We start from the raw sequence: 13842 nt of genomic DNA on the forward strand, positions 1-13842 counted from the left end.
TTACATTCTGGTCGCGTGCGCAAATACGCTTTTCCTCACACAGTTGTCAAGTGTTACGTTTAGATAATTGCTATCCGGAAAAGCATCTGCTATTTATAGCGGCCTCATTTTTCCCCCGAACATGGGGATCGATAGTGCGTGTTAAGGAGAAGCAACATGCAAGAAGGGCAAAACCGTAAAACATCGTCCCTGAGTATTCTCGCCATCGCTGGGGTGGAGCCATATCAGGAGAAGCCGGGCGAAGAGTATATGAACGAAGCCCAGCTGGCGCACTTCCGTCGTATTCTGGAAGCATGGCGTAATCAACTCAGGGATGAAGTCGATCGCACCGTTACACATATGCAGGATGAAGCCGCCAACTTCCCGGATCCGGTAGACCGTGCCGCCCAGGAAGAAGAGTTCAGCCTCGAACTGCGTAACCGCGATCGCGAGCGTAAGCTGATCAAAAAGATCGAGAAGACGCTGAAAAAAGTGGAAGACGAAGATTTCGGCTACTGCGAATCCTGCGGTGTTGAAATTGGTATTCGTCGTCTGGAAGCGCGCCCAACAGCCGATCTGTGCATCGACTGCAAAACGCTGGCTGAAATTCGCGAAAAACAGATGGCTGGCTAATTAAAGCTGTTCCATCACGTTTACCACAGGCGGGAAATGCTCCCGCCTTATTTTTTGTTCAAAGAGATGACAGACACACACTATATTGGGCGCTTTGCCCCCTCACCTTCCGGCGAGCTTCATTTTGGTTCTCTGATCGCTGCGCTTGGCAGCTATCTGCAAGCACACGCCCGGCAAGGTCGCTGGCTGGTACGCATTGAAGATATCGACCCACCCCGTGAAGTTCCCGGTGCCGCAGAGACTATCCTGCGCCAACTGGAACATTACGGCCTGCACTGGGACGGCGATGTTCTCTGGCAATCCCAACGTCACGACGCCTATCGTGAAGCCCTCGCCTGGTTACGTGAGCAAGGACTAAGTTATTACTGCACCTGTACGCGCGCACGTATTCACAGTATTGGCGGTATCTACGACGGTCATTGCCGTGAATTGCATCATGGCCCGGACAACGCGGCTGTACGTATTCGGCAGGTGCATCCGGTTATGCAGTTCACTGACCAACTGCGCGGCATTATCCACGCCGACGAAAAACTGGCGCAGGAAGATTTTATTATTCATCGCCGTGATGGTTTGTTTGCCTATAACCTGGCTGTGGTGGTTGATGATCACTTCCAGGGCGTGACTGAAATTGTCCGTGGCGCAGATTTGATTGAACCCACAGTGCGGCAAATCTCGCTGTACCAGCTTTTTGACTGGCAAGCGCCAGATTACATTCATTTGCCGCTGGCGCTTAACGCACAAGGCGCTAAACTTTCCAAGCAGAATCATGCGCCTGCGTTACCAAAAGGCGACCCGCGCCCGGTACTAATCGCGGCACTTCAATTTCTTGGTCAGCAGGCAGAAACACATTGGCAGGATTTCAGCGTCGAGCAAATCCTTCAGTCAGCCGTCAAAAACTGGACGCTGACCGCCGTACCTGAGTCGGCAATTGTAAATTCAACATTCTCAAATGCGTCATGCTGAGCTATGATTAGCCGCTATTTTTTGTCCTGAATGATGTTTGACACTACCGAGGTGTATTATTTTTACCCGAGTCGCTAATTTTTGCCGCAAGGTGCTAAGCCGCGAGGAGAGCGAGGCTGAACAGGCAGTCGCCCGTCCACAGGTGACGGTGATCCCGCGTGAACAGCATGCTATTTCCCGCAAAGATATCAGTGAAAATGCCCTGAAGGTAATGTACAGGCTCAATAAAGCGGGATACGAAGCCTGGCTGGTTGGCGGCGGCGTGCGCGACCTGTTACTTGGCAAAAAGCCGAAAGATTTCGACGTGACCACTAACGCCACGCCTGAGCAGGTACGCAAACTATTCCGTAACTGCCGTCTGGTGGGTCGCCGTTTCCGTCTTGCTCACGTGATGTTTGGTCCGGAAATTATCGAAGTCGCAACCTTCCGTGGGCACCACGAAGGCAACGTCAGCGACCGCACGACCTCCCAGCGTGGGCAAAACGGCATGTTGCTGCGCGACAACATATTCGGTTCCATCGAAGAAGACGCCCAGCGCCGCGATTTCACCATCAACAGCCTGTATTACAGCGTCGCGGATTTTACCGTCCGTGATTACGTTGGCGGCATGAAAGATCTGAAAGACGGCGTGATTCGCCTGATTGGTAACCCGGAAACGCGCTACCGTGAAGATCCGGTACGTATGCTGCGCGCGGTACGTTTTGCCGCCAAGTTGGGTATGCGTATCAGCCCGGAAACCGCAGAACCGATCCCACGCCTGGCTACCCTGCTGAACGATATCCCACCGGCACGCCTGTTTGAAGAATCACTCAAACTTCTACAAGCAGGCTACGGTTACGAAACCTATAAATTGCTGTGTGAATATCATCTGTTCCAGCCGCTGTTCCCGACCATTACCCGTTACTTCACGGAAAATGGCGACAGCCCAATGGAGCGGATGATTGAGCAGGTACTGAAAAATACTGATACGCGTATCCATAATGATATGCGCGTTAACCCGGCGTTCCTGTTTGCCGCCATGTTCTGGTATCCACTGCTGGAGACGGCACAAAAAATCGCGCAAGAGAGCGGCCTTACCTATCACGATGCTTTCGCGCTGGCGATGAACGATGTGCTGGACGAAGCCTGCCGTTCACTGGCGATCCCGAAACGTCTGACTACGCTAACTCGCGATATCTGGCAGTTGCAGTTGCGCATGTCCCGTCGTCAGGGCAAACGTGCATGGAAACTGCTGGAGCATCCGAAGTTCCGCGCCGCTTACGACCTGCTGGCACTGCGTGCAGAAGTGGAACGCAACGCTGAGCTGCAACGTCTGGCGAAATGGTGGGGTGAATTCCAGGTTTCTGCGCCACCAGATCAAAAAGGGATGCTCACCGAGCTGGATGAAGAACCAGCACAGCGCCGTCGTACTCGTCGTCCGCGCAAACGCGCACCGCGTCGCGAGGGCACCACATGACAGTGGCATATATTGCCATAGGCAGCAATCTGGCCTCTCCGCTGGAGCAGGTCAATGCTGCCGTGAAAGCACTCGGTGAAATTCCTGAAAGCCGCATTCTTGCCGTTTCTTCGTTTTACCGTACCCCTCCGCTGGGGCCACAAGATCAGCCGGATTACTTAAACGCCGCCGTGGCGCTGGAAACAACTCTCGCACCTGAAGAGTTACTCAATCACACACAGCGTATTGAATTGCAGCAAGGTCGCGTTCGTAAGGCCGAACGCTGGGGGCCGCGCACGTTAGATCTCGACATCATGCTGTTTGGTGATGCGGTGATTAACACTGAACGCCTCACTGTTCCGCACTATGATATGAAGAACCGTGGTTTTATGCTCTGGCCGCTGTTTGAGATTGCGCCAGGTCTCGTATTCCCGGATAACCACACGCTTGCCCGGTTACTGACTGATGCACAATTTCCGCGCCCTTCTCTTTGGTAATACGTGTTCTCCTGTATTAATTAGCCCCGCTTTCGCGTAATACAAAAAATACGCACAAAAAAATAATTAAAACATCCTCTAATTTAATATTATTTCCCCCGTTCGCTTTGACATCAAACTTTAATCAATTACACATGATTTTATCTTAAATGTAATTTAATTTATTCTAACAATGATAAACATTGACTTTTAAAAAATTTAGAGCCATTTAAATGAAATAGAAAGGATATATATATCTTTCATCCACTTACCCTGCCAGATTTGCCGCTAAACAATTCATCACAGAAATAAAAAGCCACACATAATATTCATTATAAAAATAATATTTAATATAGAAATACAAATAGCCCATTAATATAAAAACAATATTTTACAAAAAAACACACTCCTATTATATTGCCCATCCCGTAATTAACTTTACGTATCATTTTTTAACTCATTTAATATTTTATGGAGAATTATAATGAACAAGAAGCTTCTGGCGGTTGTTCTGGCAGCGTCCTGTTTTTCTGCTGGTAATGCAATGGCTGTGGATGGTGGTGAAATCAATATCAACGGTCTGGTTTCTGATGAAACCTGCCCGGCAACCGTTAACGGTGGCAGCAACGATGTTAACATCACCCTGAAAACCGCGAAACCAAGTGATATTACAGCGCTGAATGACAAAGCGCTGGGTGCATACCCGGCAGCAATCAGCATCTCAGTAAACTGCTCCAATGCAGCCGCAAATAAAACGGCAACAATGAGCTTTACCTCTACTTTCCACAGCTCCACCCAGGGTACTCTGGAAAACGACAACTCCATCAGCGGCCCGGCTAAAGGTGTCAACATCGCACTTCACGATGTCTCCGCCACCACCCCGGCACTGGTTAAAGTAAACGATCCTTCAAGCAAAATTTCTTCTCCTATCGATTCAACCAGCCATATCGCCACCTTCAGCTATATGGCGTCCTATGTGAAATCTTCTTCAACCGCAACCGTCACCAGCGGCCCGGTGAAAACCAACGCAACCTATACCCTGACTTATCAGTAATAGCGTTACCGTTGTAAAAATCACAAGGGGATGTGTTACATCCCCTGTTTCAGGATTTAGAGATGTTTCAGGGAGAGATAACATGTTGAATTATAACAAGACTATCGCTGCTATCGTTGTCGGTGCAACGCTTACGGCATTCAGCCCCATAACCCAGGCCGATATCGTTATCAACGGTACGCGCATCATCTATAAAGAAAGCGACAAAAAGATCACTGCTCGCCTGGAAAATAAAGGCTCTCGCCCATTGCTGGTGCAGTCCTGGCTTGATACCGGTGATGACAATGTAGACCCGGCTTTGATCAAAGTCCCGTTTAACGCGACCCCACCGGTCTCACGCATAGACCCGAAAAAAGGCCAAACCGTTACCATCACCTATACCGGTACGCAGGCATTACCGAAAGACAGGGAAAGTGTGTACTGGTTTAACGTGCTGGAAGTTCCACCCAAAATGCAGGCAAAAGAAGCTGAAAATAAAAATGTCCTGCAACTGGCTTTCCGTACCCGTATCAAACTGTTCTATCGCCCTGATGGATTAGCCGGTGAGCATTTCAAAGCGCCAGAGCAATTAACCTGGCGCTGGAATGGAAATAAAATAAAAGTGACGAACCCAACGCCTTATTACGTTTCCTTCTCGTCTGTCGATGTGCAGTCGGGAAATAAAAAATATATCGTAGACGCCACAATGGTTGCACCAAAAAGCGATGCCGAATTTACAGTACAGGGTCTGAATACCTCCCCTGGCGGCGCTAAATTACACTATTCAGCGATTAGTGATTACGGCAGTGAAATAAAAGGCGAAGCAAATATGTAATCTCACGAATTACATTATCGCCAGGGTAAATATCTTGAATTAATTATTGACTGAATGATTACAGCGTCGAGCATAAGAAAAAACAGATGACTCATTGTAAACTGACACGGATTGCCGTTATTTTTGCCTGCATTTATGGCCATGCTGCCAATGCGGCAGAAAGTATTGAATACGATCCCAGCTTCCTGATGGGGAGTTCTGCCCAGGGGATTGACCTGTCGCGTTATTCCGACGGTAACCCTGCTATGCCCGGCAGCTATGACGTAAAAGTCTACGTCAATGAAAGTGCCGCAACGAGCATGACCGTAGAACTTATTGATACCGGCAAGAAAAGTGCCGACGCCTGTATTTCTCGTAAAATGCTCAATCAGTTGCATATTAAACAGCCGGATCTCAAAGACGGAGAGGCTGTATTACGCAAAGGCGAAACGGAAGCTGATGATTGTCTCGATCTGGCGCGGGCGATCCCACAGTCAGAAGTCTATTTCGATACTAACGATCAGAAGTTGGATATCACGGTTCCGCAGATCTGGATCCTCAGTAATTATCAGGGATATATCGACCCGTCATTATGGGAAGACGGCATCAGTGCCGCCATGTTGTCCTACCGTATGAACGGCTGGCGCAACACGCGCCGGGGTGATGAAACTCAGTCGTTCTATACTGCACTCAACGCAGGGCTTAACCTCGGGAACTGGCATTTCAGAAGCAACGGTAACTATAGCTGGCAGCAGGATGTTGGCGGTAATTTTGATATCCAGAACAGCTATATGCAGCGCGAGCTGCCATTTATTCGTTCTCAACTTGTGGTCGGGGAGACCTACACCACCGGGGAAACCTTCGACTCTGTCGGCATTAAAGGCGCACGCCTGTACAGCGACGACCGCATGTTACCGCCTTCCATGACCAGTTTTGCCCCGGTGATCCGCGGCGTGGCAAACAGTAACGCCAAAGTCACCATCACCCAGGGCGGCTATAAAATTTACGAAGGAACCGTACCGCCTGGCGAATTCGCCATTGATGACATCATGCCTTCTGGCTACGGCAATGATCTGGTGGTCACCATTGAAGAAGCCGACGGTTCACGGCGGACATTCTCACAACCGTTCTCCTCGGTTATGCAGATGCTGCGTCCGGGCGTCGGGCGTTGGGATCTCAGCGGCGGGCAAATCGTTCGCGACGATTTGCGCGAAGACTATAACTTGCTGCAAGGGTCATTCTACTACGGTATCAACAACACCTTCACCGGCTATACGGGTATCCAGTTCACCGATGCTGACTTTATGGCCGTGCTGCTGGGGCTGGGCGTAAACACCAGCATCGGCGCAGTATCGCTGGACGTCACTCAGTCGAAGGCGAATATCTACAACGATCAAACCTACACCGGGCAAAGCTATCGTATTTCGTGGAACAAAATGTTCAGTGCCACCAATACCTCACTAAACCTGGCCGCCTATCGCTATTCCACTAGTAATTACCTGGGGCTGAACGATGCCCTGACGTTACAGGATGATGCCAGACACAGCTCACCAGACGAGCAACGCACAATGGGGAATTATCAGCGTACCCGCAATCAGTTCACTATCAGTCTCAACCAGCCGCTGATGTTCGAGGAGGTCGATTACGGCTCGTTTTATCTTAATGGTAGTTGGACGGATTACTGGAGCGGAAGCCATAGCCAGAGCACGTACTCCATGGGCTACAGCAAAGGGACAAGTTGGGGAACCTGGAGTGCCACAGTACAACGCACCTGGAATGAAGACGGCGATCAGGATGACAGTTTCTATCTGAGTTTCAGCATTCCGCTGGAAAAATTACTGGGCGGTAAACATCGCGACAGCGGCTTCCAGTATCTCGACAGCCGTATGAGCACTGACTTTAACGGCAGCCATCGTTTGAGCGCCAGCGCCAACGGCAGCAGCGGCGACGGGAAATATAACTACAGCGTGAATACCAATTACTCCACCAATAAGCAGAGTTCCAATCTGGCGGATATTGGCGGTTATCTCAGCTATGAATCGCAATGGGGTACATGGTCTGGCTCAGCATCGGCTGACACTGACCACAGCCGTCAGATGTCGCTCAGCACCGATGGCGGCTTTGTCCTGCACGGTGGCGGGCTGACGTATACCAATCACAGCTTTAGCGATACCGATACGCTTGTCCTGGTGAAAGCCCCTGGAGCGCATGGCGCACGAATCAACTACAGCAGTAACACCATTGACCGCTGGGGTTATGGCGTCGCCACGTCCGCCTCTCCGTACCGTGAAAACAACATCACGCTCGATATTCAGGAGCTGGAAAACGACGTAGAGCTTAAGAGCACCAGCTCACAAACGGTTCCGCGCTACGGGGCCATTACCATGACCAATTTCGAAACCGATCAGGGCCGCTCGGCGATGATCACGATGCGTCGTAGCGATGGCGAACCTCTGCCATTTGCCGCCAATATCACCAATGAGCAAGGGCAATCTCTGGGCTATATCGGCCAGAACAACCAGGCCTTTGTGCGTGGTATCGAAGATAACGGCGTGTTGCAGGTGAACTGGTCCGATAAGGACAACGTTTCGCAGCACTGCATCGCGCGCTATCAGGTTCCGGCATCCGCTGCTGACCAGCGCGGGAACCAGACCCTGTCACTGGATAACGTACTCTGTACGGTATCTGCAACTCACTAAAATCCGCGAGATATGGATAACCTATGACACGGAAAAATATTCCTCTGGCACTCGCCATGCTGACGCTCTCAGCCTCGGCACTGGCCGTTGATGTCAACGTTAAATTCAGGGCCGATATTATACAGCCGACCTGTGATATCAAACTGGAAGGAACCGGTACTTCTAAAACCGGCACTGATGCCTATAAGCTGGTCATTCCTGATATCAGGCTGGACCAGTTACGCGCGAAAAGCGCCGAAACGGTAGGTGAATTTACCTTAAAAACGGAAAACTGTACGGGGAGCCCGAGCAAAATCGTTTCTACCATCATGGCTGAGAAAAAAACCGGTGTCGCGGGGATGAACCTGGCGATCCCTCTCGCAACTGGGGCAGGGTTAACGGGCAGTATCGGTGTCGGTTTCCGTCGGGCCAGTACGTCAACTGACACATTTTTTAAAGTCCAGAACGATGAAAAAATCACGTGGACTGCCAATGAAATCACCAAGGATGGGTTAAAACTGGCTGCCGTAATGCGAGAAACCCAGACTGATAAGGGCACAATCGGTGATTTCAGCGCCAAAGTCACGTTTAACTTCACCTATGAATAACGGGGTAGCACAATGAAAAAAACAACTTTAGCCTGCTACGTCGTCAGCGCCATGGCATGCTTCAGCATTGGGATGAATACCGCCAATGCCACCACGGATTCCCTGGATCTTACCGTCGTGACAAAAGTCACAGCGGGAACCTGTAGCGCCGAACTACAGGAAAACTCAAAGACAGTTACCGACATTGATTTTCAGGATGTTTTCATCCCAGAAGTGATCAGCGGAAACAAAGCAAAATCATTCAATCTGATACTCAGCAACTGCGCAGCAACGCCCAGCGCTGAGTTGACATTGAAACCGGCCAGTGGTTCAACCTGTGATGGTGCAGCAGGCGCGGGAGAAGCATTTGCCAACTCCTCCGTTGCAACCCCGAAAGCAGCAGCAGTCGCCGTTGAAGTCTGGGGGTCAGCAACCCCTAAAAGCGGCACACAACTGAAGTGTAAATCCGCCAACGCGTTCCCGGTCACGATAGTCGGCAAAAGCGTGACCGTGCCGCTCAGCGCACGGCTAATCCGCGATAGCGGTAAGGCTGACGCGGACGTCACTGCCGGTGAGTTTTCCAGCCAGGCAGTATTTGATATTACCTATAAGTGATTTACAGCGCAGCCTGTGTAAAAGGGACGTTATGAAAAAGCACGGTTTATCTACCACTCTTATCATTAGTGCTACGCTATTTAGCGCCAGTACATTGGCTGATGTGAGTGTCGACTTTAACGCAAAAGTGCTGAGCACCACCTGCACGGTATCCGTTAGCAACAACGGGACGGTCGATTTAGGTACGGTGAGCCTGGGTTATTTCGCCAGCGGCATTACGGCGGAGCAATATTTTTCAGGGGGTCAGGAATTCTTTATCCATTTGTATAACTGTTCCGGGAGTGCCCCAACAGGGACCACAAATTTGCATCTGGATTTCAAACCTAAAAACGGCGCTTTTGCAGCAGGCTCGCAACAAGTTTTTCCGAATGAGGAAGTCAATGGCGCCAAAAATGTTGGCGTGGTGATTTTTTCAACGCACGATCGCAGCAATATGTTTAACGTCTGGTCTCCTGCGGGTATTTCACGGTCGACATATACGGTTAATGCACAGAGTATGAATAACTCGACCTGGGCTTTTTATACCCGAATGCAAAAAGTTGATGATATTGCCTCTGTCACTGCCGGAAAAGTGGCAACCAGTGTACTGGTAGATACTTGGTACGATTAATTCAATGGAATGAAAAATAAAGAGCGGATTCAGATGATCATTAACAGACTGAGTAAGACAGTAATTAGCCTGGTATTATTAATCAGCACTGGTGCTGTATTTTCAACATGGGCGGGAACACGTATTAGCTACGGCGAACCAAATGATGATGGTGATGTTATAATCAATATTTTCCCTAATGGAACACAACCCGCTTCTGCCGGAGGGCAGCCTGCACCAGGATTGATTACGCCGTTAGGCGTATACATGATATCGAACTCCACATCCAATATGATTTACTGTTATTCTGGCGACGCGTCCAGCGGAGATCAATCTGCTTCGGAGCTTTACCATAACCTGATTAACTCAGGCAAACAGTATGGTGGCAAACCCTTATTTAAGACAACGACACAAGGTGTCTATGTGTCGGTCGAAATCCTTAATTTCAGTAGCCCTGGCATTACATTTGGCATAGGAGCGGAACACAGCCTTCTTGCTGATGGAACCAATAAAGATGAATTCTCGGGCCATGTTGTCGACCCATCACAATGTACAGGCTATCAACAACTCACTTTCCAGGTGAGAACCACCTATTACCTCGGCAGCGACTATCAGCCCGCTATATATACTGGCGGCGGCGGTGCCGGTAACTACGATTCATTTAAGGCGGAGATTGACAGTAACAGTACCCTTGATACCCGTGGTTTCGCTTCAACAAATTCCCCCGGTTTTAGCATCAGAAGCAGCACCCATGGGCAAGGGTATTATTTAGTGGTTGAGTTTAGAAACCTTGGTCTGATGATTACGTCTCCAACCTGTTATGCCGATGCCGTTGCAGGTACAAATGTTAAAGGCAACACCGTCGATTTTGGCAATGTTTTAACCACGGATATTAGTAACGGGACCAGTAATTCCAAACGTCAGTTCCAGATAGCATTAAAAGACTGTGTGGGGATTGGAAGCATAATAACGAAACTGTCCACCACAAAAACCGGGAACAGCGTCAGGCTATTGGGCAACCAACAGACAAACAATGCAGCCGGAGGAATTGGGGTGAAAATTACCGGCCTGAATGATTCCGTGACCGGTAAAGCGGAACAGCTTTATCCTAACAATCCATATTCCGTTTATACAGAATATGAGTCGGCGACAAACTCTGACGGTTGGATTGACGTTAATGCCATTGATGTGACTCACCCTGGGGTCGAACATATCCTGGATTTCGAAGCGCAACTGGTTCCCGATTTCGTGCAGGATCAACCTGCCCCGGTGATCACCGCAGGTGGATTTGAAGCCACGGGCACGTTCTCCATGACTTATCCCTGATATTACTTACTGCCAGGTGCGCACTGCGCCTGGCAATAAGCGGTTTGTACCACATAACTACACTGATAAATTAAAAAATCATAACTCTATATCATTTCTATCATATGAATAAATGATGTTAGTTACGCCAAAGGGAACCAGCATTATGCTGATTAAATCTTACTATCACTAAATATCAAACACTCATGCAATGAGTGTCTGAAATGGAGTGCATATGTACAGTGGGAGTATCTATTTTAACTTCAATTTAGCGAATGTGACCTTATCACTTCCGACCTGTTTTTCCTCAGTGATTACAGGAAAAACAGTCAATGGAACGACTGTTGAACTTGGCAGTTATACAACCGGTCAGATCAAAAATGGTGCAACTCCAGTACCTTTTCAAATATCCCTACAAAACTGTATTCGTGTGCAAAATATTGAAACCAAAATGTCCTCTGGAAACATTGGGGTGCAAAACAAAAAATTAATCACTAATACTTTGACAGGCGCCAATGCCGCAGAAGGCGTCGGAGTTCTGATCGAAGGGCTAAAAAACCGTGTGAGTGAAAAAATGGTTCTCGAACCTAACGTGGGAACCTCTGTGTATAAAGCATATGAAGATGAAATTGATACTTCAGGTGGCATCTATCCAGGCAAAGGCCAGGGAACAACACAGGTGCTTGAGTTTCAGGCGACATTGCAACAAGACGGAAACGAAGCTATCAAGGGAGGCGCTTTCGAGGCCACCAGCAGATTCCAGATAACTTATCCTTGATAGACGCCAGATTGCTGGAAAAGCGTTCGTTGTTACACGCCGGATGTGACGCGGACACTTTATCCAGCCTATGAAATCGTGAAAAAATTCAATAAATTGTGACACACCATATGAGCCTGATAAGCGTAGCGCATCAGGCAATTTTGCGTTCGTCATCAGTCTCAAGTCATATCATCAGTTAACTGGTGATATGAGCGTACCGAAATGATTGCCCCACCCGATATGGCTGCTAGAATGCCAATAATTGCACTTTAGCCATCAGGATACGTTATGAAACCGACGACTATTTCGCAGCTTCAAAAATACAAGCAGGAAAAAAAACGCTTCGCGACCATTACCGCTTACGACTACAGCTTCGCCAAATTGTTTGCTGACGAAGGCCTTAACGTGATGCTGGTAGGTGACTCGCTAGGTATGACCGTTCAGGGACATGATTCCACCCTTCCCGTAACAGTTGAAGATATCGCCTATCACACCGCCGCCGTGCGTCGCGGTGCGCCAAACTGCCTGCTTTTGGCCGATCTCCCCTTTATGGCTTATGCCACGCCGGAACAGGCATTTGAAAACGCTGCCAGGGTAATGCGTGCCGGAGCCAATATGGTCAAAATTGAAGGCGGTGCATGGCTGGTAGAAACGGTACAAATGCTGACAGAACGTGCCGTGCCGGTATGTGGTCACTTAGGCTTAACGCCACAGTCCGTGAATATTTTTGGTGGCTACAAAGTGCAGGGGCGTGGTGATGAGGCTGGCGACCAATTACTCAGCGATGCGTTAGCACTAGAAGCCGCAGGTGCGCAATTGCTGGTACTGGAGTGTGTACCCGTTGAGCTGGCAAAACGCATTACCGAGGCACTGGCGATCCCCGTCATTGGCATTGGTGCGGGTAACGTCACTGACGGACAGATCCTCGTGATGCACGACGCATTCGGCATTACCGGTGGTCACATTCCTAAATTCGCCAAAAATTTCCTCGCTGAAACGGGCGACATCCGTGCTGCGGTGCGGCAGTATATGGCTGAAGTGGAGTCCGGCGTCTATCCGGGCGAAGAACACAGTTTCCATTAAGGAGTGACGTTGTGTTAATTATCGAAACCCTGCCGCTGCTGCGTCAGCAAATTCGCCGCCTGCGTATGGAAGGCAAGCGCGTGGCACTGGTGCCCACTATGGGTAACCTGCATGATGGCCATATGAAACTGGTCGACGAAGCCAAAGCCCGCGCCGATGTGGTGGTGGTTAGCATTTTCGTTAACCCAATGCAGTTCGACCGCCCGGAAGATCTGGCGCGCTACCCGCGCACCTTGCAGGAAGATTGCGAGAAGTTAAACAAGCGTAAAGTGGATTTGGTCTTTGCGCCATCGGTAAAAGAGATCTACCCGAACGGTACAGAAACCCACACCTATGTTGATGTTCCCGGCCTTTCCACTATGCTGGAAGGCGCCAGCCGCCCGGGACATTTCCGTGGCGTGTCGACCATCGTCAGCAAGCTGTTCAACCTGGTCCAGCCAGACATCGCCTGCTTCGGAGAAAAGGATTTTCAGCAACTGGCGCTGATCCGCAAAATGGTCGCTGATATGGGCTTTGATATTGAGATTGTCGGCGTGCCGATTATGCGCGCGAAAGACGGCCTTGCGCTCAGCTCCCGTAACGGTTATCTGACGGCAGAACAACGCAAAATTGCACCAGGTCTGTACAAAGTTTTAAGTTCGATTGCTGACAAATTGCAGGCTGGAGAGCGGGATCTCGATGAAATTATCGCCATTGCTGGGCAAGAGTTGAATGAAAAAGGCTTCCGCGCCGATGATATTCAGATTCGCGATGCCGACACGTTGCTGGAAGTCACTGAAAAAAGCAAACGGGCAGTGATTCTGATTGCCGCCTGGCTTGGCGATGCTCGCCTGATCGACAATAAAATGGTCGAACTGGCGTAATACTTAACTGGCGCTACGGCTGATAGCGC

The 13842-nt window shown here is 49.5% G+C and carries 13 protein-coding genes and 1 pseudogene; all 14 read left to right on the plus strand.

The features are described 5' to 3' along the window. The first annotated feature begins 156 nt into the window (after nucleotides 1-156). The 14 genes and pseudogenes from dksA (at nucleotide 157) to panC (ending at nucleotide 13813) form a co-directional block, all read left to right on the plus strand. Entirely contained in the window at nucleotides 157-612 is a 456-nt protein-coding gene (dksA, locus tag C0K55_RS10785) for an RNA polymerase-binding protein DksA (RefSeq protein WP_001155227.1), read from the plus strand. A gap of 66 nt (nucleotides 613-678) precedes the next feature. Next, the gene (gene gluQRS, locus C0K55_RS10790) at nucleotides 679-1575 is read left to right on the plus strand and encodes a tRNA glutamyl-Q(34) synthetase GluQRS (RefSeq protein WP_032141541.1); all 897 of its coding nucleotides are present in this window, start codon (nucleotides 679-681) and stop codon (nucleotides 1573-1575) included. 58 nt (nucleotides 1576-1633) lie between these two features. Further along, entirely contained in the window at nucleotides 1634-3031 is a 1398-nt protein-coding gene (gene pcnB / locus C0K55_RS10795; protein ID WP_206196644.1) for a polynucleotide adenylyltransferase PcnB, read from the plus strand. Continuing rightward, nucleotides 3028-3507, plus strand: coding sequence for a 2-amino-4-hydroxy-6-hydroxymethyldihydropteridine diphosphokinase (gene folK, locus C0K55_RS10800; RefSeq protein WP_000215161.1), 480 nt, complete (start codon nucleotides 3028-3030; stop codon nucleotides 3505-3507). Before pcnB ends, folK begins: the two co-directional genes overlap by 4 nt. 463 nt (nucleotides 3508-3970) lie before the next feature. Beyond that, complete coding sequence (locus tag C0K55_RS10805; RefSeq protein ID WP_001035584.1) at nucleotides 3971-4540, plus strand: fimbrial protein; 570 nt, start codon at nucleotides 3971-3973, stop codon at nucleotides 4538-4540. A gap of 82 nt (nucleotides 4541-4622) precedes the next feature. Next, nucleotides 4623-5354: a fimbrial chaperone gene (locus C0K55_RS10810; RefSeq protein WP_105266794.1), complete on the plus strand. Its 732-nt coding sequence runs from the start codon at nucleotides 4623-4625 to the stop codon at nucleotides 5352-5354. An 86-nt stretch (nucleotides 5355-5440) separates the two neighbouring features. After that, nucleotides 5441-8032: an outer membrane usher protein gene (locus C0K55_RS10815; protein WP_105266795.1), complete on the plus strand. Its 2592-nt coding sequence runs from the start codon at nucleotides 5441-5443 to the stop codon at nucleotides 8030-8032. 23 nt (nucleotides 8033-8055) lie between these two features. After that, nucleotides 8056-8619 (plus strand): fimbrial protein, encoded by a 564-nt coding sequence (locus C0K55_RS10820; protein WP_105266796.1) that lies wholly within the window; start codon nucleotides 8056-8058, stop codon nucleotides 8617-8619. Nucleotides 8620-8631: 12 nt separating this feature from the next. Next, nucleotides 8632-9213: a fimbrial protein gene (locus tag C0K55_RS10825; RefSeq protein ID WP_085448648.1), complete on the plus strand. Its 582-nt coding sequence runs from the start codon at nucleotides 8632-8634 to the stop codon at nucleotides 9211-9213. Between the two features lie 31 nt (nucleotides 9214-9244). Further along, nucleotides 9245-9823 (plus strand): fimbrial-like protein, encoded by a 579-nt coding sequence (locus C0K55_RS10830; RefSeq protein WP_105266797.1) that lies wholly within the window; start codon nucleotides 9245-9247, stop codon nucleotides 9821-9823. Between the two features lie 9 nt (nucleotides 9824-9832). Then, a complete protein-coding gene (locus C0K55_RS10835; protein ID WP_236942246.1) occupies nucleotides 9833-11128 on the plus strand; it encodes a fimbrial protein in 1296 nt (431 codons plus the stop codon). A gap of 217 nt (nucleotides 11129-11345) precedes the next feature. After that, nucleotides 11346-11885 (plus strand): annotated as a pseudogene (locus C0K55_RS10840) (fimbrial protein); the annotation flags it as partial. Between the two features lie 270 nt (nucleotides 11886-12155). After that, nucleotides 12156-12950 carry a 3-methyl-2-oxobutanoate hydroxymethyltransferase gene (gene panB, locus C0K55_RS10845; protein ID WP_000805500.1) on the plus strand — a complete coding sequence of 265 codons (795 nt, stop codon included), beginning with the start codon at nucleotides 12156-12158 and terminating at the stop codon, nucleotides 12948-12950. A gap of 11 nt (nucleotides 12951-12961) precedes the next feature. Next, on the plus strand, nucleotides 12962-13813 hold the full coding sequence (panC, locus tag C0K55_RS10850) for a pantoate--beta-alanine ligase (protein ID WP_000905373.1): 852 nt from the start codon (nucleotides 12962-12964) through the stop codon (nucleotides 13811-13813). The last annotated feature ends 29 nt before the right edge of the window (nucleotides 13814-13842 follow it).

Source organism: Escherichia sp. MOD1-EC6098, from assembly GCF_002965865.1.
GTDB classification, from domain to species: Bacteria; Pseudomonadota; Gammaproteobacteria; order Enterobacterales; family Enterobacteriaceae; genus Escherichia; species Escherichia marmotae.